General features: G+C 69.1%; 23 protein-coding genes. 19 read left to right on the forward strand and 4 right to left on the reverse strand.

All coding sequences use genetic code 11. The features are described 5' to 3' along the window. The first annotated feature begins 49 nt into the window (after window positions 1-49). The 3 genes from KXS11_RS12880 to KXS11_RS12890 all read left to right on the forward strand — a co-directional run bounded on the left by KXS11_RS12880 (window position 50) and on the right by KXS11_RS12890 (window position 3,268). The gene (locus KXS11_RS12880) at window positions 50-1,075 is read left to right on the forward strand and encodes a zinc-dependent alcohol dehydrogenase family protein (RefSeq protein ID WP_437385991.1); all 1,026 of its coding nucleotides are present in this window, start codon (window positions 50-52) and stop codon (window positions 1,073-1,075) included. Then, window positions 1,072-2,292, forward strand: a complete 1,221-nt coding sequence (locus KXS11_RS12885; RefSeq protein ID WP_437385992.1) for an MFS transporter — start codon at window positions 1,072-1,074, stop codon at window positions 2,290-2,292. Before KXS11_RS12880 ends, KXS11_RS12885 begins: the two co-directional genes overlap by 4 nt. 73 nt (window positions 2,293-2,365) lie before the next feature. After that, window positions 2,366-3,268 carry a CPBP family intramembrane glutamic endopeptidase gene (locus tag KXS11_RS12890; RefSeq protein ID WP_437385993.1) on the forward strand — a complete coding sequence of 301 codons (903 nt, stop codon included), beginning with the start codon at window positions 2,366-2,368 and terminating at the stop codon, window positions 3,266-3,268. A 53-nt stretch (window positions 3,269-3,321) separates the two neighbouring features. Here the strand turns inward: KXS11_RS12890 and KXS11_RS12895 are convergent, their stop codons facing one another. Further along, window positions 3,322-4,953, reverse strand: a complete 1,632-nt coding sequence (locus KXS11_RS12895; RefSeq protein ID WP_437385994.1) for a chromosome partitioning protein ParA — start codon at window positions 4,951-4,953, stop codon at window positions 3,322-3,324. Between the two features lie 240 nt (window positions 4,954-5,193). On the opposite strand from KXS11_RS12895, the gene KXS11_RS12900 reads away from it, so the two are divergent. From KXS11_RS12900 to KXS11_RS12910, 3 genes are all read left to right on the forward strand, one after another. Beyond that, entirely contained in the window at window positions 5,194-5,973 is a 780-nt protein-coding gene (locus KXS11_RS12900; protein WP_437385995.1) for an alpha/beta fold hydrolase, read from the forward strand. Between the two features lie 78 nt (window positions 5,974-6,051). Further along, entirely contained in the window at window positions 6,052-6,708 is a 657-nt protein-coding gene (locus KXS11_RS12905; RefSeq protein WP_437385996.1) for a hypothetical protein, read from the forward strand. Beyond that, the gene (locus tag KXS11_RS12910; protein ID WP_437385997.1) at window positions 6,705-6,971 is read left to right on the forward strand and encodes a hypothetical protein; all 267 of its coding nucleotides are present in this window, start codon (window positions 6,705-6,707) and stop codon (window positions 6,969-6,971) included. The genes KXS11_RS12905 and KXS11_RS12910 overlap by 4 nt, the downstream gene beginning before the upstream one ends. A 259-nt stretch (window positions 6,972-7,230) precedes the next feature. Here the strand turns inward: KXS11_RS12910 and purB are convergent, their stop codons facing one another. Together purB and KXS11_RS12920 are read right to left on the reverse strand one after the other, a co-directional pair. Then, the gene (gene purB / locus KXS11_RS12915) at window positions 7,231-8,613 is read right to left on the reverse strand and encodes an adenylosuccinate lyase (protein ID WP_437385998.1); all 1,383 of its coding nucleotides are present in this window, start codon (window positions 8,611-8,613) and stop codon (window positions 7,231-7,233) included. After that, on the reverse strand, window positions 8,610-9,140 hold the full coding sequence (locus tag KXS11_RS12920; RefSeq protein WP_437385999.1) for a low molecular weight protein-tyrosine-phosphatase: 531 nt from the start codon (window positions 9,138-9,140) through the stop codon (window positions 8,610-8,612). Before KXS11_RS12920 ends, purB begins: the two co-directional genes overlap by 4 nt. 178 nt (window positions 9,141-9,318) lie before the next feature. Between KXS11_RS12920 and KXS11_RS12925 the strand changes: the two genes are divergently transcribed. Both KXS11_RS12925 and KXS11_RS12930 read left to right on the forward strand, forming a co-directional pair. Continuing rightward, entirely contained in the window at window positions 9,319-9,618 is a 300-nt protein-coding gene (locus KXS11_RS12925; RefSeq protein WP_437386000.1) for a hypothetical protein, read from the forward strand. Then, window positions 9,615-11,069 carry a hypothetical protein gene (locus KXS11_RS12930; protein WP_437386001.1) on the forward strand — a complete coding sequence of 485 codons (1,455 nt, stop codon included), beginning with the start codon at window positions 9,615-9,617 and terminating at the stop codon, window positions 11,067-11,069. Before KXS11_RS12925 ends, KXS11_RS12930 begins: the two co-directional genes overlap by 4 nt. 20 nt (window positions 11,070-11,089) lie before the next feature. On the opposite strand, the gene KXS11_RS12935 is transcribed toward KXS11_RS12930, so the two are convergent. Next, window positions 11,090-11,482, reverse strand: coding sequence for a phage holin family protein (locus KXS11_RS12935; protein WP_437386002.1), 393 nt, complete (start codon window positions 11,480-11,482; stop codon window positions 11,090-11,092). 100 nt (window positions 11,483-11,582) lie between these two features. On the opposite strand from KXS11_RS12935, the gene KXS11_RS12940 reads away from it, so the two are divergent. The 11 genes from KXS11_RS12940 (at window position 11,583) to KXS11_RS12990 (ending at window position 22,945) form a co-directional block, all read left to right on the forward strand. Further along, a complete protein-coding gene (locus KXS11_RS12940) occupies window positions 11,583-12,728 on the forward strand; it encodes a histidinol-phosphate transaminase (protein WP_437386003.1) in 1,146 nt (381 codons plus the stop codon). 2 nt (window positions 12,729-12,730) lie between these two features. Continuing rightward, window positions 12,731-13,870: a thiamine pyrophosphate-dependent enzyme gene (locus KXS11_RS12945; RefSeq protein ID WP_437386004.1), complete on the forward strand. Its 1,140-nt coding sequence runs from the start codon at window positions 12,731-12,733 to the stop codon at window positions 13,868-13,870. After that, window positions 13,867-14,847 (forward strand): alpha-ketoacid dehydrogenase subunit beta, encoded by a 981-nt coding sequence (locus KXS11_RS12950; protein WP_437386005.1) that lies wholly within the window; start codon window positions 13,867-13,869, stop codon window positions 14,845-14,847. Before KXS11_RS12945 ends, KXS11_RS12950 begins: the two co-directional genes overlap by 4 nt. A gap of 26 nt (window positions 14,848-14,873) precedes the next feature. Continuing rightward, a complete protein-coding gene (locus tag KXS11_RS12955; protein WP_437386006.1) occupies window positions 14,874-16,247 on the forward strand; it encodes a dihydrolipoamide acetyltransferase family protein in 1,374 nt (457 codons plus the stop codon). Window positions 16,248-16,357: 110 nt separating this feature from the next. Further along, on the forward strand, window positions 16,358-17,329 hold the full coding sequence (locus tag KXS11_RS12960; protein ID WP_437386007.1) for a metal ABC transporter solute-binding protein, Zn/Mn family: 972 nt from the start codon (window positions 16,358-16,360) through the stop codon (window positions 17,327-17,329). Beyond that, entirely contained in the window at window positions 17,326-18,180 is an 855-nt protein-coding gene (locus tag KXS11_RS12965; protein WP_437386008.1) for a metal ABC transporter ATP-binding protein, read from the forward strand. The genes KXS11_RS12960 and KXS11_RS12965 overlap by 4 nt, the downstream gene beginning before the upstream one ends. Further along, window positions 18,177-19,076, forward strand: a complete 900-nt coding sequence (locus KXS11_RS12970; protein WP_437386009.1) for a metal ABC transporter permease — start codon at window positions 18,177-18,179, stop codon at window positions 19,074-19,076. The genes KXS11_RS12965 and KXS11_RS12970 overlap by 4 nt, the downstream gene beginning before the upstream one ends. Window positions 19,077-19,168: 92 nt before the next feature. Next, window positions 19,169-19,570, forward strand: coding sequence for a Fur family transcriptional regulator (locus KXS11_RS12975; RefSeq protein ID WP_437386010.1), 402 nt, complete (start codon window positions 19,169-19,171; stop codon window positions 19,568-19,570). 7 nt (window positions 19,571-19,577) lie between these two features. Continuing rightward, window positions 19,578-20,666, forward strand: a complete 1,089-nt coding sequence (locus KXS11_RS12980; protein WP_437386011.1) for a permease — start codon at window positions 19,578-19,580, stop codon at window positions 20,664-20,666. Further along, window positions 20,659-21,474, forward strand: a complete 816-nt coding sequence (locus KXS11_RS12985) for a TIGR03943 family putative permease subunit (RefSeq protein ID WP_437386012.1) — start codon at window positions 20,659-20,661, stop codon at window positions 21,472-21,474. Before KXS11_RS12980 ends, KXS11_RS12985 begins: the two co-directional genes overlap by 8 nt. Before the next feature lie 19 nt (window positions 21,475-21,493). Next, complete coding sequence (locus tag KXS11_RS12990; RefSeq protein ID WP_437386013.1) at window positions 21,494-22,945, forward strand: hypothetical protein; 1,452 nt, start codon at window positions 21,494-21,496, stop codon at window positions 22,943-22,945. The last annotated feature ends 457 nt before the right edge of the window (window positions 22,946-23,402 follow it).

Below are 23,402 nucleotides of genomic sequence, written 5' to 3' on the forward strand. Positions count from 1 at the left end.
GCGGACGACGTTGACTGGGCCTCTGCCAATCCGAGAGAAGGAGTCAGCCATGCGCGCTGTCGTCATGCACTCACCCGGGGACGTCCGGGTGGAGCACCGCGAGGACCCCACGATCATCGATCCGACCGATGCCGTCATCCGGCTCACCGCCACCTGCATCTGCGGGTCGGACCTGTGGCCGTACCGCGGTGTCGAACACGTCGACCACACGAACATGGGACACGAGTACGTCGGTGTGGTCGAGCAGATCGGCGACGCCGTGCGCACCCTGTCCGTCGGCGACTTCGTCGTCGGCTCCTTCGTGACCTCCGACAACTCCTGCGAGATCTGCCGGGCCGGTTACCAGTCGAAATGCGTGCACGCCGAGTTCGTGTCGGTCGCCGCCGGGACGCAGGCCGAGCTCGCGCGGATCCCGCACGCCGACGGCACGCTCGTCGCGACCCCCGGGCAGCCCGACGCCGACCTCATCCCGTCGCTGCTCGCCGCTTCGGACGTGCTCGGCACCGGGTGGTTCGCCGCCGTCGCCGCCGAAGTCGGCCCGGGGAAGACCGTCGTGGTCGTCGGCGACGGCGCGGTCGGACTGATGGGGGTCCTCGCAGCACGAGAGCTCGGGGCGGAGCGGATCATCGCGATGTCACGGCACGCCGACCGCCAAGCGCTCGCCCGGGAATTCGGCGCGACGGACATCGTCGAGGAACGCGGGGCAGAGGGCGTCGCTCGCATCATGGAACTCACGGGAGGGCTCGGTGCGCACAGTGTGATCGAGGCCGTCGGCACCGAGGAGTCCATGCTGCAGGCGATCCGGTCCACCCGCGGCGGCGGTCACGTCGGCTTCGTCGGCGTCGCGCACGAGGGCGTCTCGCTGCCCCTCGACGAACTGTTCTTCGCCGAGGTGCACCTGCACGGCGGACCGGCACCGGTGCGACGGTTCCTGCCGGAACTCATCCAGATGATCTGGGAGCGGAGGATCGACCCGGGTCGCGTCTTCGACCTCACCCTGCCCATCGAGGACGCCGCGGGGGGGTACCGGGCGATGGACGAGCGTCGGGCGATCAAAGTGCTGCTGACACTGTGAACCAGGCCGTTCCCGCGCCGACGGTCTCGCCGCTCCGGCCCACCGACACGCGTTCCACGGCACCGACCCGCATGCCGTGGCTGTCGCTCGCCATCCTCGCCGCGATGGGGTTCATCCTCGTCGCAGCGGAGACGATGCCGGCGGGGCTGCTCCCCGTCATCGCTGCGGACCTCCAGACGAGCGAGGGGGTGGTCGGGCAGTTCATCAGCGTCTGGGCGCTCGGCACCGTCGTCGTCACGATTCCGGCGCTCGCACTCACCCGCGGTTTCCGGCGGAAGCCGCTGATCCTCACGGCCATCCTCGGCCTCATCGTCGCGAACTCGGTCACGGCCATGTCCGGCGATGTCGTCACCGCGCTCGTCTCGAGGTTCTTCGCGGGTGCCTTCACCGGTGTCGTCTGGGGCATGCTCGCTGCGTACGGACGCCGCATCAGCCCGCCGGCCAGAGGAGGACTCGCGCTGTCGATCGTCTCGATCGGTGCACCGGCGGGCTTCGCTCTCGGGACCCCGCTCGGAGCGACGCTCGGTACGGCGTTCGACTGGAGGTGGGCCTTCATCGGGCTCACCCTGCTCGCGATCATCGTCTTCGCCCTCATCGCATTCGTCGTGTCCGACGCCCCTGGGCAGGCGGCGAGTGCCCGACTCCCGCTGCGCAGGGTCTTCCTCCTGCCGGGGGTCGCGATCGTGCTCGCCGTCATCCTCGTCTGGATGCTCGCACACAACACCATCTACACCTACATCGCGCCGTATCTCCGCGCCACCGGCACGGGCATCGGGCCAGACCTGCTCCTCCTCGTGTACGGCCTCGCCTCGATCGGAGGCATCGGCATCACCGCCGTCCTCATCGACCGGGTACCGCGTGGGCTCCTCCACGGGAGCGTCGCGCTGTTCGTCATCGCCGGTACGGTTCTCCTGCTGGCGCACTCCTCCGCCCCGGCGGTCATCGCGGCGGCCGCGGTGTGGGGACTCACGTTCGGTGGTGCGTCCGCGCAGCTCCAGTCGGCACTCACGCTGGCGGGGCGCGAGCATTCCGACGTCGCGAACTCCTTCCTCCCCGTCGCGTTCAACCTCGCGATCTTCGCAGCCGGGATCCTGGGAGCCGTGCTGCTGCAGTCCGCGGACGGCCTCGTCCTCCCGATCGTCATGATCGCGCTCGGTGCTGTCGCATTCACCCTCACGATCGTCGGCCGTCGGACCGCCTTCCTGCCGCGCCGTTGACGACGCTGCACGGCGGCGCACTCGACCGCTAGCGTTGGCCGTGACATCGATCCGACTCCGGGAGGCGCACGACATGTCCGAGGCACATCACGTACAGCACGTGCAGGCGGACGCGTCCGCGTCCGCATGGCGGCGCTTCTGGGAGCGCGGCGACTGGTGGCGTGCGGTGCTGCTCGCGGCCGTCTACTACGGCGTCTACCAGCTGCTGTCGCTCGCCGTGAAAGCGGTCTTCCCCGCGGGCGGCGTCGCGCGTGGTGTGAAGGACGGCGCTCTCGACGTGTTCATCGGCACGGGACTACCGATCCTCCTCGGCGCGATCGTGCTGCTGGCCTTCGCGGCATCGCTCGGGTGGGTGCGCGAGCTGTTCGGGCCGCAGCCGGTGCGCGGTCGGGGCTGGATGTGGGTCGGTGTCGCCGTGGTGCTCGTCATCAACGTGTCGGCATTGCTCTCCGTGGACGCCGGAGCTGCCGGTGCCGCGCTGATCTTCTCCTGGCTCCTCACCGGGCTCTTCGTCGGGCTCGCGGAGGAACTGCTCACGCGCGGCTTCGTGGTGAACCTGATGCGCAAGGCCGGCCACGGCGAGATCGCTGTGGCCCTGGTGTCGTCCGCCGTGTTCGGCGCGCTGCACGCGGGGAACTTCTTCACCAGTGATCAGGGGCTCACGACGACGGCCACGCAGGTGGTCTACACCTTCTTCTTCGGCGTCATCATGTACCTCGCACTGCGCCTCACGGGCCGCCTGATCTGGCCCATCCTGCTCCATGCGTCCACCGACCCGACCCTGTTCCTCTTCGGGGCGCACCCGCAGCAGGGCAATCCGCTCATCATCATCCCGTCGATCAGCACCTACCTCGTGATCCTGACGGGCGCGATCCTGCTCATCGTCTTCATCGTGAGCGAGCGTCGTCGCACCCGCGCCGCTGTGCAGATCGCTCCAGGGGCGGACACTGCTGCCGGCAAACCGCGAATCGGGTAGTCGGCCGAGGCGGGATCCCGGCGCAATCGCGCCGCACCGTCGCCGGCAACGGCTCACAGCCCTCGCGACACCGCGGCCGCGGCTGCGAGCCAGGCTCGCTGCGTTCCTGAGCGCAGCGCGTCGTGGCGGATGACCCCGTTCTTCAGTGCTGGGTCGAACGGGACCACGACGACGTCGCGCACGTAGGGGCGGAAGTCCTCGGCGTAGGCGTTCGCGATCGCGGTGTCCTTCGCCTCCGCTTCGGAGACGATCACGACCGCGTTGCGTGCGAGTTCAGCGCCGCGTTCGCTCACCCGGCTGATCGCGGTGAGGGTGAGCCGGGCTCCCTCCTTCTTGTCCTCGACCGTCGTGGTCGGGACGACGAGCTGATCGCTGAGTTCCACCATGCGCCGCCAGTTCGGGGCGCCGGCGGAGTTGCCGGAGTCCATGACGATCAACCGGTAGTACTTCGCGAGCACACGGTGCACGAGGTCGACCTCGTCCGCGGTCACGACGTGCTCGCCGTCTGCGGCCGAACGGAGGACCTCGTACTTGTCGCCCGGCTGGTGGTGCACGAACCGCGACAGGTCGGCGCGCTCGGCTCCCGGGGACAGGAGGTCTGCGGCCGCCGCGAGGAGGTCGAGGACGGTCGAGTCGTGTCCGCCCTGCTCCGTGCGCCAGCCGAGGGTGCCCATCGTCTCGTTGTTGTCCCAGGCGGCCACACCGCCGCCGCCGTACCGTGCGAACACCGACGACAGGTTGACGACGGTCGGCGTCTTGTTCGCGCCGCCCTTCTGGTTCGCGACGGAGATGGTGCGGCGGCGGGGGAAGTGTCGCGAGACCGCGTGCACGTCGTCGCGCTCCCGGCGCTCGGCGGCCGACGGTGCGACGGAGAATCCGAGCTTGTTCAGGAGTCCGGCGACTCCCTGCTGAGCCGGACCGACGGTCGGTGGAGCGAGGAACGACGGCGCGTCACGCAGGTCGCGGCGAGCCGTCGGTGGGGCCGGTTGCCCTGGCTGCGGGGGCTGGGGAGGCACCTGCTGCTGGACGCCGCTCGGCTGCTGGACGACCGGCTGGAAGGGCTGGTCGTCGAACTCCGGCGCCTGCACCACGGGCCGCTGCGCCCGAACAGGCTGCGGCGAAGCGGGTTCCGCGGGCGTCGGGACGGTGTGCGGTGGCGTGGGCTGCTGTGCCTGGATCGGTTGTGCTGGTGCGGGCGAAGCTGGAAGGGGCGCCACGGGGAGGACGGGCGGTGTCGACGCCGCCACCGGGGCGGGCGCGGGGATCGGCTGTCGTGCCGAGGGGGCGGTGACGGGTGCCATCGGAGGAGCCTGGATCGGCGAGACGCGCTGAGCGGTGGGGGCCTCGGACGGCGCAGACGGCGCAGGCGGCGCAGGTGGCTCGGGCGCTGAGCTCGGCTGGGCCGTGCCCTGAGGGAGCGCCTCCTGCCGCTCCTCCTCGAGCGCTCCGCTCACGTCGATCAGCAGGACGGTGATGCTCGTCGGGTCGGTCACGGTCACGCGGATGGGTCGACCCGCCGAACGGGCCTCGGCCTGCATCAGTTCGACGAGCTGGCCACGGGCGGCACCGTCGTCTGCGGCGGTGAAGTGGTGCTCTGCGGTGCCGACTCGGAACACCCCGGAATTGTCCGCCAGCAGCGAGGCTGTCATGGGCGGGAGGTCCCGTATCGCGGTCTTGTCGATCATGCTGTAGCTCCTTCGCGGCGGGTGCGAACCCGTCACCACTATGCCTTAGTACGCCGAATGTCGGTTGTATCGCGTACCCCTTGCATCCCACCGGACGTGCTCGTTCCGCTCAGCTCGCCGGCACTCACCGGCTGATCCGCACGTCACTGAGCTCGCCTCCGGCGTGCGACGATCCGCGAGGAGCGGTGTCTGCAGGCAGGCACCCTTCCGGAGTCGCCAGCGCGAGAGGATGATCGGGGTATGCCGCTCCTCCCGTTCCTCTCCCGTCCGCCGAGACTGCACGTCGCGGTCGACCGGGGGACGGGGCCGACGGTCGTCCTCCTCCACGGGATCGCATCGTCGTCCGTCACCTTCCAGAACGTCCTGCCGCTCATCGAGGATCGACATCGGTGCATCGCGATCGACCTCCTCGGCTTCGGAGGATCACCCATCCCGGAGGACGCCGAGTACACGGTCGGGGAGCATGCCGCTGCGGTGGCAGGGACGATCGACGCGCTGCGTCTGGACGGTCCGATCACGCTCGTCGGGCACTCGATGGGATCGCTGATCTCGGCACGGCTCGCAGCCACCCGCCCACGTGACATCGATCGGGTCGTGCTCGTGAGCCCACCGATCTACCTGTCCCCGCAGGAGCTGGCGAACCCGATCGACCAGCGCATCATGGGCTTCTACCTGAAGGCCTATGAGTACTTCAGAAAGAACAAGAAGTTCACCCTCCGACACGCGCAGGTGGTGGAGCGGATGCTGCCCATCCCGAAGGCCATGGACATCAACGAGCGCACCTGGGTGCCGTTCGTGAAGTCGCTCGAGCATGCGATCGAATCGCAGACGACCGTCAGCGACATCGCGTCCATCCGGGTGCCGGTGGAGGTCATCTACGGCTCACTCGACGAGTTCCACTCCGACGGCGTCCTGAAGATCGTCTCGCGGATGAGCGGCGTCAACGTGCATCGGGTCTTCGGCAGCGACCATCTCATCGGGAAGCGACTCGCGCGCGCCGTCGCCGCAGCGATCGGCTGAGCCGACCGCCCCGGTTCGAACCCCGCTCAGGACCGCGTAAGCTGGTGGAGACTTCCTGCAAGAGATGAGACGTTCCCCGTGCCCAGCATCCCGTTCGACGGCGCCAAGCACGATCGGTACTGGTTGGTGCCGATCCTGCGCGCGGTGATCGCGCTCGCCACGGCCGTCGTCATCACCTTCAGTCAGGGGCACTCCTCCCAGTTCGGTCTCGTCGTCTTCGGCGTCTTCACGCTGCTGTCCGGCGTGGTCGTCGCAGGTTTCGCGTTCCCGAACTTCTCCGACACCGTCACGCGGGCGTTCTTCCTCGGCCAGGGCGTCATCGGTGTCGTGACCGGTGTCTTCGCGCTCATGGTGAGCGGTGGGGGATTGAGCATCTTCCTCTACGTCGTCACCCTGTGGGCTGCGCTCACCGGATTCCTCGAGCTCTACAGCGGCATCCGCTGGCGTGGCCGAATCGCTGCCGCGAAGGACTGGACCGCGGTCGGCGCGTTCACCGTGCTCCTCGCTCTCGCGACGCTCCTCGTGCCCCCGGGCCTCGAGCAGCGCTTCGCCGCCCCTGGTGGTGTCGAAGGTGTCCTCCGTGCGGACATCGTCGTCGTCGGCCTCGTGGGTGCCTATGCCGCCATCATCGGCGTCTACCTGGTCATCGGCGGACTCTCGCTTCGCTGGGCCGTCAAGCGCCCCGTCGCCGCAGCCGGCGACGACATCGACGGCACGGTCGGAGCCGCATCATGAGCAAGCCCAACCGCGACGACCTGTTGCGTCCCATCGAGCTCCTGGTGCTGTCGGGAGTCATGGGTGTGTTCACGGGCCTCGTCGTGCTCATGTCCACACGCGAGATCGTCCTCGGCCTCATCGGCTTCGGCATCGCGTTCATCGCCTCGCTCGTCGTGCTCGCGATGCTGGCGCTCGCCGTGAAGCCCGACTTCCAGGAGAAGCTGGACCTCGACGAGCAGGACGGCGAGGACCCGCGTCCGCCGCGCTCCTCCGGTCACTGACGTCCCACGCGTGGACCGAGCGTTGGCCCGTTCTCTGAGCGCATTCCTCGGTCTCTGAGCGTTCTCCTCGGTCTCTGTGCGCTCTCCTCGGTCTCTGTGCGCTCTCCTCGGTCCCTGAGTTTGTCGAAGGGCGCACCGCGACAGGCTCGGCGACCGGGTTCGGCTCGGCGACCGGTTCGACCGGGCGACGGCCGCGCGGCAGACTCAGGGAACGGATCAGCCTGCAGGCCGTCCCGTCCCCTGAGCCTGCCGGAGGGCGCTACGGCAGGTAGTCGACGAGGTCGTCCGAGAGCCCGATGTAGGTGGCCGGCGTGAGCTCGAGCAGGCGCTGCTTCGCGGCGTCGCCGATGTCGAGGCGGCTGACGAACTCGACGAGGTCGGCCTGGCCGATGCGCTTCCCGCGCGTCAGCTCCTTGAGGAGCGCGTACGGGTCCTCGATCGTGGAGCGACCAGCGGTGACCTCGGCGCGGATGACGGTCTGGATGGCCTCGCCGAGCACCTCCCAGTTGTGGTCGAGGTCGTCGGCGAGCACCTCGGTCGCGAGGTCGATCTGCCCGAGGCCGCCGAGGATGTTGTCGAGGGCGAGGAGCGAGTGACCGAAGCCGACGCCGATGTTGCGCTGGGCGCTGGAGTCGGTGAGGTCGCGCTGCAAGCGTGAGGTGACGAGCGTCGCGGCGAGGGAGTCGAGGATCGCGCTCGAGAGTTCGAGATTCGCCTCGGCGTTCTCGAAGCGGATCGGGTTCACCTTGTGCGGCATCGTCGACGAACCGGTGGCGCCGGCGACCGGGATCTGGCGGAAGTACCCGATGGAGATGTAGGTCCAGATGTCGGTGGCGAGGTTGTGCAGCACGCGGTTGGCGTGGGAGATCTTGCCGTAGAGCTCTGCCTGCCAGTCGTGCGACTCGATCTGCGTGGTGAGCGGGTTCCAGTCGAGACCGAGTCCCTCGACGAACTCGCGCGAGATCTTCGGCCAGTCCGCCTCAGGGTCCGCCACCAGGTGGGCGGCGAAGGTGCCGGTCGCGCCGGAGAACTTGCCGAGGTACTCGTTCGACTCGATCTGGCGGGCGATGCGCTCGAGACGGTACACGGTGACCGCGAGTTCGCGGCCCATCGTCGTGGGGGTCGCCGGCTGGCCGTGCGTGCGCGCGAGCATGGGGACGGCACGGAAGTCGACGGCCTTGGTGCGCAGGGCGTCGAGCACGAGGCGCAGCTTGGGCAGCCAGATGGACTGCACGGCGGAGGAGACGGTGAGGGCGTAGGAGAGGTTGTTGATGTCCTCGCTCGTGCACGCGATGTGTGTGAGTTCGGCGATGCGGTCGAGACCGAGTTCCGACAGGCGGTGGCGCACGAGGTACTCGACGGCCTTCACGTCGTGACGCGTGACGGCCTCCTTCTCGGCGAGCCAGTCGATGTCGGCCTGGCCGAAGTCGAGGTAGAGGGCGCGCAAGCGCTCCGTCTCCGACGGGGTGAGGGGGGATGAGCCGAACATGGAGTGGTCGGTGAGGTAGATGAGCCATTCGACCTCGACCTGCACCCGGGCGCGGTTGAGGCCGGCTTCGGAGAGGTACTCGCCGAGGGCGGTGACGGCGGGGCGGTAGCGGCCGTCGAGGGGGCTGAGTGGCTGGGCGGGGAATTCGGTCATGGGGTGGCTCCCTGGGTCAGTGCTGGTTCGAGCTGGTGGAAGAGGGCGCGGCAGGCGTGGTCGATCATGCCGAGGACGGAGTCGAACATCTGTGCGTCCGAGTAGTACGGGTCGGGGACGTCTCGGATGCCGGCCTGACTGCTGTCGAAGCTCAGCAGCAGGTGGACCTTCGAGCGGTCCGTGTCGTCGTTCGCCCAGGAACGGAGGATCCGTTCGTGGCTGCGGTCGAGGGCCACGACCAGGTCGTAGCTCGCGAAGCGGTCGGGGTCGAACTGTTTGGCGCGGTGCGCGGTGGCGTCGTGCCCCTGGTTCTGCAGGGCGGCGATGGTGCGGTGGTCGGCGCGTTCACCGACGTGCCAGTCGCCGGTACCCGCTGAGGAGACCTCGACGAACTGGTCGAGGCCGGCCGCCGCAACGAGGTCGGTGAAGACGCTCGCGGCCATCGGGGATCGACAGATGTTGCCCGCGCAGACGAAGCAGACGCGGAACGGGGTGGTGCCGGGGTCGGCCTCCCCGAGGGTGTTCATGCCTCTATTCTGGCCGACTGCGCGCGGGGCGTCGAACAGGTGATGTTCAGCCTCCTCCACAGCGTGCCCACCTGTGCCGCCGCTCCACATCCGGGCCGGATCGCGTCCGGTGGGCTGCGGCACTCGGGCAGAGTCGGCGGTGGTGTCGGCGGCGGGCGGGCACCGGGAAGGAGCCCGTGTGATCGACTGGGACGGATCGCCGTTTGGCACGGTCCGAGGAACAGCGGAGGACATCATCGCAACGCTCGAGACGCGAGCGCGATGTGTCGAGGAAGCGCTCGACGCCGTGGATGCCGGCATCGCCGGGTTCCAGCGGTCGCGGTCCGACCTGGAGTGGGTCGGTCCGGCGTCGATGCAGTTCTCCTGGGCGGCCGACGAACTCGACGCTCAGTTGCGCACCGCGGCTGCGGCCCTCGAGGAGTCGCTCGGGCAGGTCCGTTGGGCCGTCAGCGCCGTGTCGGCTGGGCGTGCAGGATGAGCGACGACCTCACGCTCCGCGGCGGAGGCGTCGTCGCGGTGGCGACCGACGGCCATCTCGCCCTGGCCGACGGGCTCGTGCTGCTGGCGGCTTCGTGCGAGGAGTGGGCGTCCAGGGTCGAGGCGGTGGCCGTCCTCGACGTCGGTCAGGCTCCCATGGGTCCGACGGTCGTGCCGGTCGCGGACGGTGAGGCGGGGCGGGCGGCCGCGGTGAGAGCCGCGCGCGACCTTCGGTCGGCGGCCGAGGGCGCGGGCCGACTCGGCGGCCAGCTCCTGATGACGGCTGAGGCGTACGGCAACCTCGAGCGCGCGGTCGCCGCGTTCTTCGAGCGCACCGATGGGGCCGTGGGATGGGCCGTCGGAAGCACACCGGCACTGTGGATGACCGGGGTCGTCAGTCTTGCGGCTGTCGCGCTCCTCGGCACCGTCGTGCGTGGCGCCGTCGGCTTCGCGTCGGCCGACGCAGGCCAGTGGCTCGACGATCAGGGGAGTCGGAGGCTGCGCGAGCTCGCAGCCGACCCGGCGTTCGTCCAGACCGTGCGCCGAGTGGTCTCCTCAACCGATGAGGCACTGGCGGGGTTCGGTGGCCCGATCGTCGGCCTCGACCTCCTCCGACGGACAGCGGACGGCGTTCCGGGCGTCGCGGTCTCCACCCTGCTCGTCGCGCGGGGCGCGGATGCCGCCGGACTGTTCACACCGACGGGCGTGCGCGTCGCGGAGGCACCTCGGCCGGCTGGGGAGCCCGACCGGGTGCTGCCGCCGACGACGCACGAGGAGCTCGCGGCGCGGATGCCGCGCGGCGGCGAGGGGAGCGCACAGGTGCGGATCGAGCGGCACGTCGATGCGGCGGGTGCCGAGCAGTGGATCGTGTGGTCGGGCGGGACGATCGACACCGGCTTCCCGACCGATGGGACCGAGCCCTGGGACAACCGCAGCAACCTGTACGCGGTTGCGGCGGCTGCCGTCCCAGGGCTCGCAGCCGAGAGCACCCGGGCCACTCTCGACGCGATGGCGCTCGCCGGGATCCCGAAGGGGGCGTCGGTGCTGCACGTCGGCTACTCACAGGGCGGCATCGTCGCCGGAGCCATCGCGGCGAGCGGCGACTACGACTCCTCGCTCGTCACCTTCGGCTCGCCGGTCGAGACGATCGACCTGCCCGACGGTGTGGCGCGCACGCACTTCGAGCACACGGAGGACCTCATCCCGGCTCTCTCGGGGCGACACCAGGACCCGCTCGACGGGGGCACCGTGGTGAGCCGGTCCGTGTTCGACGGCCGGACGCCTCCGGACGGCGACCACCCGTTGCCGGCGCACGACTTCGAGCTATACCGCGAGACCGCTGCGCTCGCCGACGCCTCAGACGACCCTCGCGTGCGGGAGGCGATCCAACCGCTCACCGGCCTGGTCGGCAGCAGCGGGTCGACCCTGTATCGGGCGGACCGGACGCAGTGAAGACGCCGTCGGCCTCGGTCTCAGCCCTTGGTGCTGGGGCGGATGACGATGCCGAGGAGCCAGTTCACGATCGAGATGACGATCGCGCCCAGCACGCCCCACCAGAACCCGTCGACGCTCAGACCGAAGCCGAACCAGCTGCTGATTCCCGCGGTGATGAGCAGGAGCAGTCCGTTGATGATCAGACCGATGAGCCCGAGCGTCAGGATGTAGAGGGGGAACGCAAGCACCTTGATGACCGAACCGATGATCGTGTTCACGATCGCGAAGATCAATGCGACGAGGGCGTAGCTGAGGATGATCTCGAGCGTGCCGCCCGGAGCGTACGGGGTCATGTGCACCCCTGCCACCAGCAGGGTGGTGACCCAGATGGCGAAACCGTTGGCGATCAGTCGAAGCAGGAAGCGTCCCATGCGGCCATCCTCCCACTCGTGTCCAGTGCGGCCAAGGGGCCGTGCCGAGCACGCGCAACGCATTCCGCCGCAGGTATCCTTCGCGCCCTAGACTCGTGGGGTGAGTGAGAACCAGCCAACCACAGCCCAGCCGGCCGCTCAGTCCGATCGGATCCCGGTCCGCGTCCGACCCGAGATCGCCGGCCTGCCTCGGTACAAGCAGGGCAAGGCCGCCGCAGCGGACGCCTTCAAGCTCTCGAGCAACGAAGTGCCCTTCCCGCCGCTCGAAGCGGTCCTCGACGCCATCACGTCCACCGCGGCGGAGGCGCACCGGTACCCGGACGGCGCAGCCCTCGCCCTCCGCAACACACTCGCTGAGCGCAACGGTGTGACGCCCGAGCGCATCCACGTGGGTGCCGGGTCCGTCGCGCTCCTCAGCCAGTTCATCACCGCGGCCGCGGGCCCGGGCGACGAGGTCGTCTTCGCCTGGCGTTCCTTCGAGGCCTACCCCGTCCTGGTCACCGTCGCAGGCGCCGTCGCCCGCCCGGTCCCGAACCTCGCCGACGGGTCGCACGACCTCGACGCGATCGCCGAGGCCATCACCGACCGCACGCGCGTCGTCATCGTCTGCACACCGAACAACCCCACCGGCACCATCGTGGAGCGCGAGGCCTTCGAGGCCTTCCTCCAGCGGGTCCCCTCCGACGTCCTCGTGCTGCTCGACGAGGCGTACCGCGAGTTCGTCACCGACGCCGCCGCGATCGACGGCATCCCCCTGCTCGACGCCCACCCGAACCTCGTCGTGCTGCGCACCTTCTCGAAGGCCTACGGGCTCGCCGGCCTCCGGGTCGGATGGGCAATCGGCGACGAGCGCGTCCTCGACGCCGCCCGCAACGCCGCAATCCCGCTCTCCAGCACCGCGCCCGCCCAGCAGGCGGCGCTCGCCGGACTCGCGCACGCCGACGAGGTCCGCGTCCGGGTCGGTGTCATCACCGAGCGCCGAGACGCGCTCGCGACCGCGCTCCGCGAGCAGGGCTGGTTCATCCCCGAGGCGCAGGGCAACTTCCTCTGGTTCGGCCTGGGGGAGCACACCGAGGCGGCGAACGAGGTCTTCGTCGCCCACGGCATCGTCGGGCGCGTCTTCGCCGGTGACGGTGTGCGCGTCAGCATCGGCGAGCCGGAGTCGGTCGAGCCGCTCCTCGCGGCAGCAGCGGAGATCATCACCAGCCTGCCGGCAGCACACCCGGCACGAGAGGCGGTCCGCTGAACATGAGCCGTTCCGGAGACGATCCCACCGTGCCCACCGTCCGATTCGTGGACGCCGACGGCACCTTCGCCCCCAACGAGGAGGCCGAGCAGTACCAGCCGTTCCTCGACCGACTCACCGAGACGGACCTGCAGCAGTTCTACCGCGACATGGCGAACGTCCGAGCGTTCGACGTCGAGGCGACGAACCTGCAGCGTCAGGGCCAGATGGCACTCTGGCCACCGAGCCACGGCCAGGAGGCCGCGCAGGTCGGTTCCGCACGAGCCGCGCGCGCCCAGGACCACATCTTCCCGTCCTACCGCGAGCACGTCGTCGCGATGATCCGCGGTGTCGACCCCATCGACATCGTCCGACTCATGCGCGGCAACACGCACGGCGGCTGGGACCCGGCAGACCCGTCCAACGGCAACGTCCACCTCTACACGCTCGTCCTCGCTGCGCAGACGCTGCACGCGACCGGCTATGCGATGGGCATGACGTTCGACAAGGTCGTCGGCACAGGCGACCCCGCGGTCGACTCCGCCGTGCTCGTCTACTTCGGCGACGGCTCGAGCTCCGAGGGCGACGCGAACGAGGCGTACATCTACGCGGCGAGCTATCAGACGCCGCAGGTGTTCTTCCTGCAGAACAACCAGTGGGCGATCTCCGTCCCCGTCTCGCGTCAAGCGCGAGAACCCCTGTACCAGCGTGCGGCCGGTTTCGGTCTCGACAGCGTCAGGATCGACGGGAACGACGTGCTTGCGAGCTATGCGACTGCCGCGAAGCACCTCGACGACGCCCGCGCCGGTCGCGGCCCGAGCCTCATCGAGGCGATGACCTACCGGGTCGGCGCCCACACGACGAGCGACGACCCGACGAAGTACCGCACCGACGACGAACTGCAGTCCTGGATCGCCCGCGACCCCATCGTGCGCTTCAAGACCTACCTCCAGGGCCTTGGCGCCTCCGAGGCGTTCTTCACGGAGGTGGACGAGGAGGCCGCGGCGCTCGCCGAGGACACCCGCGTCCGCACCCTTGCGCTCGAGGCTCCCGGCCGCGAGCTCATCTTCGAGGGTGTCTACTCCGAACCGCACCCCCTCATGGTCGAGCAGCAGGCGTGGCTCGAACGCTACGAGGCCTCGTTCGAAGGAGGCGCCGAATGACTGTGACCACGATGCCGATGGCCAAGGCGTTGAACGCCGGCCTGCGCAAGGCGATGGCGGAGAACGACAAGGTCCTGCTCATGGGCGAGGACATCGGACCGCTGGGTGGCGTGTTCCGCGTCACCGAGGGACTGCACGCCGAGTTCGGCGGCGACCGCGTGCTGGACACCCCGCTCGCGGAGTCCGGCATCGTCGGCACCGCGATCGGTCTCGCCATGCGCGGGTACCGCCCGGTGTGCGAGATCCAGTTCGACGGATTCGTCTTCCCGGCCTTCAACCAGATCACCACGCAGCTCGCGAAGCTGACGAACCGCCACGAGGGCAAGCTGCAGATGCCGGTCGTGATCCGTATCCCGTACGGCGGACACATCGGCGCGGTCGAGCACCACCAGGAGAGCCCGGAGGCGTACTTCGCCCACACGGCCGGGCTCCGCGTGGTCAGCCCGTCGACGCCGAACGACGCCTACTGGATGATCCAGGAGGCGATCGCCTCGAACGACCCCGTCGTGTTCCTCGAGCCGAAGAGCCGCTACTGGCCGAAGGGCGAGGTGGACCTCGATGCGTCCGCAGCCCCCCTGCACGGCAGTCGTGTGGTCCGCACGGGAACCGAGGTCACGCTCGCGGGCCACGGCGCGATCGTCAGCGTGATGCTGCAGGCCGCTGAGCTCGCCGCAGCCGAGGGGACGAGCATCGAGGTCGTCGACATGCGTTCGCTCTCGCCGGTCGACTACGACCCACTCGTCGAGTCCGTCCGTCGCACCGGCCGTCTCGTCTACGTGCAGGAGGCCCCCGGCTTCACGAGCGTGGGCTCGGAGATCGCGGCGACCGTGACCGAGCGCGCGTTCTACTCGCTCGAGGCGCCTGTCCTGCGCGTCTCCGGCTTCGACACCCCGTTCCCGCCGGCGAAGCTCGAGGGCACCTACCTCCCGGATGCCGACCGCATCCTGGAGGCGGTCGACCGCGCGCTGGCGTACTGAATCCCTGAGGAAGACGAGGAACCACGATGAGTGATCTCCAGTTCGAACTGCCGGACGTCGGCGAGGGCCTGACCGAGGCCGAGATCGTGCAGTGGAAGGTCGCGCCCGGTGACGCCGTGGCGGTCAACCAGGTGCTGGTCGAGATCGAGACCGCGAAGTCGCTCGTCGAGCTGCCGTCTCCGTTCGCCGGGACGGTCGGCGCACTGCTCGTGCAGGAGGGCCAGACGGTCGATGTCGGCACGCCGATCATCAGCGTCAGCACTGCGGGGGCGACCACGGCGACCGAGTCGGCCGCTGCCGCCGCCTCTGCCGTCGTCGAGTCCGAGGCCAACGCCCTCGCCGCCGACACGGCCGCGAGCGTCTCCTCAGAGGAGCCGCGCGCGGGTGCGGTCCTCGTCGGCTACGGCAGCGCGGGCCACACCTCGAGCCGTCGTCGTGGCCGTGGGGCGACCCCGGTCGTCGAGGCTTCTGGTGCCGTGGCGCCCGCGGCTCCTGCTGCTCGTCGTCAGCCGCCGTCGAGCATCCCGGCCGCCTCGGCTCTGCCGGTCATCGCGAAGCCCCCGATCCGGAAGCTCGCGAAGGATCTCGAGGTGGACCTGTCCACGATCGAGGGCACGGGTCTCGCGGGCGAGATCACCCGCGACGACGTGGTCCGCACGGCCAGCCAGGCGAGCGTCTTCCGGAACATCGAGACGCCGGAGTGGGCCGACGAGCGCGAGGAGCGCATCCCGGTCAAGGGTGTCCGCAAGGCGATCGCGACAGCGATGACCCGGAGTGCCTTCACCGCGCCGCACGTGTCCCTCTTCGTCGACGTGGACGCCACCCGCACGATGGAGTTCGTGAAGCGCCTCAAGTCGTCGACCGACTTCGCGGGCGTCAAGGTCTCGCCGCTCCTCATCATGGCGAAGGCGATGATCTGGGCGGTGCGCAGGAACCCGACCGTCAACAGCGAGTGGACCGATCAGGAGATCATCGTCCGCCACTACGTGAACCTCGGCGTCGCCGCAGCCACGCCGCGTGGACTCATCGTGCCGAACGTCAAGGAGGCGCAGGCGATGAGTCTGCTCGAGCTGGCGCGGGCGTTGGAGAGCCTCACCCTCACCGCTCGCGACGGCAAGACGCCACCGGCCGACCAGCAGAACGGCACGATCACGGTCACGAACATCGGTGTCTTCGGTATGGACACCGGTACGCCGATCCTGAACCCGGGCGAGGTCGGCATCGTCGCCCTCGGCACGATCAAGCAGAAGCCGTGGGTCGTCGACGGTGAGGTGCGCAGCCGCTTCGTCACGACGCTCGGTGCCTCCTTCGACCACCGAGTGGTCGACGGCGATGTCGCGAGCCGCTTCCTGGCGGACGTCGCGTCGATCATCGAGGAGCCCGCACTCCTGCTCGACTGAGCCAGACGTGGGCGGCGTCCGTGCGACGGCCGTTCGGACGACTCGATTTTGAGAATCAGTATCAATAGGCGTAGCGTTGATGCTCTCACCCCGATCGAGAAGGTCCATCAATGCGCGCTCGCACCCTGCTCCCGGCTCTCGCCGTCCTCCCGGCCGCCGCCCTCGTCCTCGCCGGCTGCTCCAGCAGCGCCTCGACGAGCGCGGCAGACGACGGGAAGCTGCGCATCGTCGCCTCCACGAACGTCTACGGCGACATCGCCGCGCAGATCGGTGGCGACGGCGTCGAGGTCACCTCGCTCATCTCCTCGGCCGCGCAGGACCCGCACTCCTACGAGGCGAGTGCGCAGGATCAGCTCGCGATCAAGCAGGCCGACATCGTGATCGAGAACGGCGGCGGCTACGACCCCTTCATCGACACGCTCCTCGACGCGGCGAAGAACCCCTCGGTCGAGGTCGTGAACGTCGTGGACCTCTCGGACCTCGCGCCCGACGACGACCACGCGGACCACGCGCACAGCGAGGACGAGCACGCCGAGGACGACGGTCACGACCACATCGAGGGCTTCAACGAGCACGTCTGGTACAGCCTGCCGACGATGGCGAAGCTCGCCGACGAACTCGCCGAGGAGCTGGGCGATCTCGACCGCGCGAACGCCGCCACGTACACCGCCAACGCGAAGACCTTCACGGACGCGCTGACCTCGATCGAGTCGGCCCAGGCAGCCGTGAAGACGGCGCACGACGGCGCGGGCGTCGCCATCACCGAGCCCGTCCCGCTCTACCTCCTCGAGGGCGCCGGCCTCGTGAACCGCACCCCCGAGGCCTTCAGCGAGGCCATCGAGGAGGGTACCGACGTGTCGCCCACCGTCCTCAAGCAGACCCTCGACCTGTTCGGCACCGGAACCGTCGCACTGCTTGCCTACAATGAGCAGACGAGCGGTGCCGAGACCGAAGAGGTCAAGACTGCCGCGGAGAACGCAGGCGTGCCGGTGCTGTCATTCACCGAGACCCTCCCGGACGGCAAGGACTACCTCTCGTGGATGACCGAGAACGTCGAAGCCGTGGCAGACGCCCTGGGATGACGAACGATCCCCGCGTCCCCGGCCCGGCCGACGTCCTCGCGCTCGAGGGGGCCGAGCTCGGCTTCGATGGGCGCACGCTCTGGGACGGCCTCGACCTCAGCGTGAAGCCGGGAGAGTTCCTCGCCGTCCTCGGCCCGAACGGTTCCGGGAAGACGAGCCTCCTGAAGACGATCCTCGGGCAGCAGCAGCTCGACCACGGCACGATCTCGGTCGCCGGTGGACCGGTCCGCCGTGGTGACCGACGCATCGGCTACATCCCTCAGCAGAAGCTGATCCCGGCAGGCACTCCGATGCGCGGCCGCGACCTCGTGGCGCTCGGTGTCGACGGACACCGTTTCGGCCTGCCGTTCCGAACGGCTGCGACGAAGCGCCGGGTCGACGAGCTGATCGCCTCGGTCGACGCGACCTCCTATGCGGACGGCGCGGTCGGCACCCTGTCCGGCGGCGAGCAGCAGCGGCTCCGCGTCGCCCAAGCCCTCGCCGACGACCCGATCCTGCTGCTGTGCGACGAACCGCTGCTGAGCCTCGACCTGCAGCACCAGCGCGGTGTCAGTGAACTCATCGACCGTCGTCGGCGCGAACACGACACGGCCGTGGTCTTCGTCACGCACGACGTGAACCCCGTGCTCCCGATGGTCGATCGGATCCTGTATCTCGCGGGCGGCCGCTTCCGAGAGGGGACCCCGGAGGAGGTGCTGCGCAGCGAGGTGCTGTCGGAGCTCTACGGCACCCCGGTCGACGTGTTGCGCAGCCACGGCCGAGTCGTCGTCGTCGGCATCCCGGACAGCGAGACGCACCACCATCACCACGACGAGGACCCGCGCACGGGCACCGTGACGGTGACGTCGTGAACGGCGACGACCTCTGGGGCCGCCTGTTCAACTTCCAGGATTACGGCGCACTCCTCGAGCTCGTGCAGAACTCGATCATCGCGGGTGCGGTGCTCGGTATCGTCGGCGGACTCATCGGCGTCTTCGTCATGCAGCGCGACATGGCGTTCGCGGTGCACGGCATCAGCGAGCTGTCGTTCGCCGGCGCCGCCGCGGCACTGCTGTTCGGTGCGAACGTCGTCGTCGGCTCCCTCGCCGGTTCGCTCGTCGCGGCGATCCTCATCGGTCTGCTGGGGTCGAAGGCGCGCGACCGGAACTCGATCATCGGCGTGCTCATGCCGTTCGGGCTCGGTCTCGGCATCCTGTTCCTCGCCCTGTATCCGGGGCGGAGCGCGAACAAGTTCGGCCTGTTGACCGGGCAGATCGTCTCGGTCGACGACCCGCAGCTCGGACTGCTGATCGTGATCAGCGTCCTCGTCCTCGTCGCCCTGCTCGTGTTGTGGCGTCCGCTCAGCTTCGACAGTCTCGACCAGGACGTCGCCGCAGCGCGCGGGGTGCCGACCCGGTTCGTGTCGCTCGCGTTCATGGTGCTGCTCGGCCTGACGGTCGCGGTGTCGGTGCAGATCATCGGCGCCCTGCTCGTGCTCGCCCTCCTCGTGACGCCGGCTGCCGCCGCCCTGCGAGTGTCGTCGTCGCCGCTGCTCGTCCCGCTGTTGAGCATGCTGTTCGGGTTCGTCTCGGCTGTCGGCGGCATCCTCCTGGCGATCGGCGGTTCGTTGCCCATCAGCCCGTACATCACGACGATCTCGTTCCTGATCTACCTCGTCTGCCGGATCGTCGGGCCCCGCGGCGGCTCCCACCGTCGGCGACCGGCGACACCGTCGAACGAGGCGCCGGTCGTCCGGTCCGCGCGATGATCGCGAACCGGACACCCGTGCCGCCGGGGCCTGCTTCGGCGCGTCCGCGAAGCGGTTCCCGGGTACCCTTGAAGCGACAGGCAGGAGCACCCGTGGCGAAGCGAAACACCTGGCAGCGAGAGGCTGTCCGCGAAGCCCTCGGCGGCAACGACGGGTTCATCAGTGCTCAGGGGCTCCACGCCGAGCTCCGTGACACCGGTTCACCCATCGGCCTCGCGACCGTCTACCGCGCCCTGTCCGACCTCGCGGTCGAGGGCGAGGCCGACTCCCTGCAGTCGCCGGAGGGGGAGAACCTCTACCGGGCCTGCACCCCCGGCACCCACCACCATCACCTGATCTGTCGCAACTGCGGTCTCACGATCGAGATCGAGGCCGACGAAGTCGAGGCATGGGCGCGTTCCGTCGCATCGCAGCACGGCTTCACCGACGCGAAGCATGTCGTCGACGTCTTCGGCCTGTGCCAGGCCTGCTCGGCGGCGGCCCAGCGTTCGTGAGCCGGCAGTGAGCAGAGCCACCGGCACCCTGGGCGTCGATGACGACTGGACGGCACCCGATGACGACGGTGCCGAACGGTGGGGACGCACCGAGGGACGCGACCCGCGCGACCTCCGGACCCCGCTGCTCATCGGAACCGCGCTCCTCGTGGTCGTCGGCCTGTTCGTGCTGCGGGCCGTCATGCCGCTCGGCGAAGCGCTCACACCACCGACGGCGGTCCGTGACTTCGTCACCCTCACCCTCAGCGTCGTCGTCGAGTCCCTGCCGTTCGTCGTCCTCGGCATCGTGCTCTCGATCCTCGTCCAGATCTGGCTCCCGGACGGCTGGCTCGAGCGATGGTTGCCGCGGCAGCCGATCCTCCGGCGGGCGTGCATCTCGCTCCTCGGCATGTTCCTGCCGGTCTGCGAGTGCGGCAACGTCCCGCTCGCCCGGGGGCTCATCGTGCGGGGGTTCACGGTGCCGGAGTCGATCACGTTCCTGCTCGCGGCGCCGATCCTCAACCCCATCGTCATCGTCACGACCCACCAGGCTTTCGGTTGGGATGGCGGCATCCTGGTCGCGCGGCTCGTCGGCGGCTTCCTCCTCGCGAACCTCATCGGCTGGCTGTTCAGCAGGCACCCCGACCCGAGTTCCCTCCTGACCCCGGGTTTCCAGGCGGCGTGCGAGACGACCGAGCAGCACGCCCATGAGCACACGAAGCTGGAGCGCAGTCTGCAGCAGTTCGTCGCCGAGGCGCGCGCGATCATGCCGGCCCTGCTGATCGGCTCGGCTGTCGCGGGCGCCGTCCAAGTACTGGTGCCTCGGGAGGTGCTCGTGACGCTCGGGGCGAACCCGGTCTGGTCGGTGCTCGCGATGATGACGCTCGCGATCATCGTGTCGATCTGCTCGAACGTCGACGCCTTCTTCGTGTTGTCCTTCGGTTCGACCTTCATGCCGGGGTCGATCGTCGCCTTCCTCGTGCTCGGCCCGGTGGTCGATGTGAAGATGCTCGCACTGATGCGCACCACCTACACGACGAAGACCCTCGTCATCATCACCGCGGTCGCCGTCCTGTTCTCGGCGGCCCTCGGATTCGGAGTGAACGCCCTTGCCTGATCAGACGCCGACCACGCACGGGTCGCACGGAAACGGTCCCGCGGCCGCCGCCGCGGCCCGGGTGCCGCTGCTCGAACGACTCCGGCAGCGTTGGTGGGGTGTGCTGTTGCTCGTCACCGCTGCGGTCTGCATCCTGTGGCTGGCGTCGACCGACCGCCTCGGCCTGTACATCCATCCGAGGTACTTCGTGTTCACGGTCATCATGGCGCTCATCGCGGTGGCGCTCGGCATCGTGAGCGTGCTCGTCCACGTGGAGGTCGAGGAGACGCCGCGACGCCGGGGCCGCACGGCGCTCCAGATCGCCTCGGTCCTCGGGAGTCTCGCGATCGTCGGGGCGATGGTGGTCCTGCCGCCGTCGACCCTGTCGGTTGCGACCGCCGACCAGCGGGCCGTGAACTCCGGGACGCTCGCCGGTGAGATCCAGGGCAAGGACGCCCAGACGGTGCTCACGTCGAATCCGGACTTCAGCAGCTTCGGCATCAAGGACTGGGCGACGCTGCTCCGCCAGACGACCCGGCCGGCCGACCTCGAGGGGCGCGCGTTCACCGGATCGGGCTTCGTGATCGCCGATCCCGACGCCTCCGGGGTGTTCTACGTCTCGCGGTTCGTCGTGAACTGCTGCGCGGTCGACGCCCAACCGGTCGGCGTGCCTGTGCAGCTCGACGGCTGGGAGCAGGAGTTCACCGCTGGAGACTGGGTCGAGGTCACAGGCGCCCTGGTCGCCGGCGATGTGGCGCACCTGCCGCTGGTGGTCGGCACCCCGAAGGTGACCGCCATCGATGAACCAGCCGACCCCTACGACTACTGACCCCATGACGAGTGAGCCGATGACCACTGATCGCCAGACACCCGCGCCCGCGCGCGTCAGCGGAGGATCCGGTTTCGGCCGGCTGCTCGCGATCGTCCTCGTCGCGCTCGTCGTGATCGGTGGCGGCGCGGCGGTCGTGGGTCTGACGCAGGGGCCGAAGCTCGTCCGGACCGTCGTCGATCCTGCAGGGCTCGTGGAGTCGCGCGGGCAGCGGGTCGTGCTGGCCGTCAACCAGCCGGTCGTCCCGCTCGACGCCGAGGCCGCGAGCATCGAGCCGGCGGCCGACTTCGAACTGAGCACGGGAGACGACGGCATCACCCTGGTCTTCCCCGAGCCGTTGGCCTACGCGACCGACTACCGGATCACGGTGTCCGGCGTGACCGGGACGGGCGGCGGACCGGCCGCGACCCTGTCGGCTGGCTTCACCACGCCGGCTGTCGAGGGGTATTCGCTGGTGAGGAACCAGGCGGTGGACGGCGCGTCCGCGACGAAACCGGACGACGAGATCGTCCGGTTCCAGCTGGGCGAGGGAACTCCCGAAGCCGTCTACCAGGCGGAACGGATCCAGGAGTTCGCGACGATCGGCGACTCGCTCATCGTCGTGGACCAGGACGCGAGCGGTCTCAGCCGGATCCAGGTGGTCGACAGCACGGACGGGAGCGTCGAGCAGGTCGACCTGCCGATCGGCGGCATGGTGACGTCTCTGCAGACGGCGCCGGCGCAGGGTCGCGTCGGCTTCCTGTTCACCGAGCAGTCGTTCGGCCGCGATGGCGGTGACAACCTGACGTTGTACTCGTTCGAGCTGCGGGCGGGGAAGCCGACGGCGGTGGGTCGTGTCGGCGGCATCGACGGGGAGGCGGTGCAGGCTGCCGAGTGGGCGTTCGTCCCGCGAACATCGAGCATGCTCGTGCGGACCGTGGACAACTCACTGGAGCTGCTCGACCCCGCGGAGACCAGCGCACCGGTGCTGCTCGGTCGCGCCGCGCTCATCTCGAGCTTCATCCCGGGCACCACGAAAGTGGTCATCGAGCAGATCGACGGCGTCGTGGTGCTCGACCTCGCAACGGGCCAGAGTGAACCGTTCGTCCTGCCCTCCGTCGCACCGACCGAGATCCCGGGGCAGCTGGTCGCACTCTCGGCGTCGTTGTCCGCGCGCATCTACGCGGACTACGACCGCGAAGCGGGAACCACCGAGCAGCGGGTGCTCGCCATCAAGGACGGCGCGACGGCCGAGCTCTATCGGCCCGACGACGGAACCGTCATCTGGTCGCTGTGCGCCAGCCCGAACGCTGAGTACGTCGCGATGGTCGTCGTCCCCGACTTCGCGTCCGCCGGGTTCGACGGGTACGCGAACGCACCGATGCCGAACGGCCCCCGCATCGACGTCGTCGAGGCGCGTACGGGGAAGCTCGTCGGATCACAGCCGGGATTCGACCTGTCGTGGTGCGCTGGGACCGGGATCGCTCAGTGACGCGCTCCGGGGCGTCGCGGGCGAGGTTGCGGCAAGAACCGCGTCTTTCCGGGCGACACGCCCGGGATGCAGGCAGAATTTGCCACGATGCCGAGACGCACGTAGAGTAATCACTCGTCACCCCAAAGGTGCGGGAAGCGGAAGAGCTTCTCGGCCTCAAGCGGGGACAATCCCCAGCCAAAAGCGAGAAACATTTCGATGTTACTCCTTCAAGTCTTGGTTGGATGACCTCCTCCTGGTGTCATCGAGTGAAGCATGACTCTGTTCGCAGAGCGGCTGAAACTTCGATTTGACAACAAGCCAGGAAGTGGTAAGTTAGAGAAGTTGCCCTGCAGGGCGGTCGTGATGGCCAAAGGCAGGAGCATCCGATCCTTGAGAACTCAACAGCGTGCACAATGTCAAATGCCAAAAACCTCGTGCTGGTGATGCCTTCCTTTTCTGGTTGGTTGATCTTGCA

It is taken from the genome of Plantibacter flavus (genome assembly GCF_051487245.1).
Lineage (GTDB): Bacteria > Actinomycetota > Actinomycetes > Actinomycetales > Microbacteriaceae > Plantibacter > Plantibacter flavus_B.

Coding starts and splice junctions, on each gene's coding strand:
- KXS11_RS12990 (WP_437386013.1), top strand. CDS start 21,494: ATGACCACTGATCGCCAGACACCCGCGCCCGCGCGCGTCAGCGGAGGA.
- KXS11_RS12965 (WP_437386008.1), top strand. CDS start 17,326: ATGACGAACGATCCCCGCGTCCCCGGCCCGGCCGACGTCCTCGCGCTC.
- KXS11_RS12935 (WP_437386002.1), bottom strand. CDS start 11,482: ATGGGACGCTTCCTGCTTCGACTGATCGCCAACGGTTTCGCCATCTGG.
- KXS11_RS12950 (WP_437386005.1), top strand. CDS start 13,867: ATGACTGTGACCACGATGCCGATGGCCAAGGCGTTGAACGCCGGCCTG.
- KXS11_RS12895 (WP_437385994.1), bottom strand. CDS start 4,953: ATGATCGACAAGACCGCGATACGGGACCTCCCGCCCATGACAGCCTCG.
- KXS11_RS12880 (WP_437385991.1), top strand. CDS start 50: ATGCGCGCTGTCGTCATGCACTCACCCGGGGACGTCCGGGTGGAGCAC.
- KXS11_RS12890 (WP_437385993.1), top strand. CDS start 2,366: ATGTCCGAGGCACATCACGTACAGCACGTGCAGGCGGACGCGTCCGCG.
- KXS11_RS12910 (WP_437385997.1), top strand. CDS start 6,705: ATGAGCAAGCCCAACCGCGACGACCTGTTGCGTCCCATCGAGCTCCTG.
- KXS11_RS12945 (WP_437386004.1), top strand. CDS start 12,731: ATGAGCCGTTCCGGAGACGATCCCACCGTGCCCACCGTCCGATTCGTG.
- purB (WP_437385998.1), bottom strand. CDS start 8,613: ATGACCGAATTCCCCGCCCAGCCACTCAGCCCCCTCGACGGCCGCTAC.
- KXS11_RS12930 (WP_437386001.1), top strand. CDS start 9,615: ATGAGCGACGACCTCACGCTCCGCGGCGGAGGCGTCGTCGCGGTGGCG.
- KXS11_RS12960 (WP_437386007.1), top strand. CDS start 16,358: ATGCGCGCTCGCACCCTGCTCCCGGCTCTCGCCGTCCTCCCGGCCGCC.
- KXS11_RS12955 (WP_437386006.1), top strand. CDS start 14,874: ATGAGTGATCTCCAGTTCGAACTGCCGGACGTCGGCGAGGGCCTGACC.
- KXS11_RS12920 (WP_437385999.1), bottom strand. CDS start 9,140: ATGAACACCCTCGGGGAGGCCGACCCCGGCACCACCCCGTTCCGCGTC.
- KXS11_RS12900 (WP_437385995.1), top strand. CDS start 5,194: ATGCCGCTCCTCCCGTTCCTCTCCCGTCCGCCGAGACTGCACGTCGCG.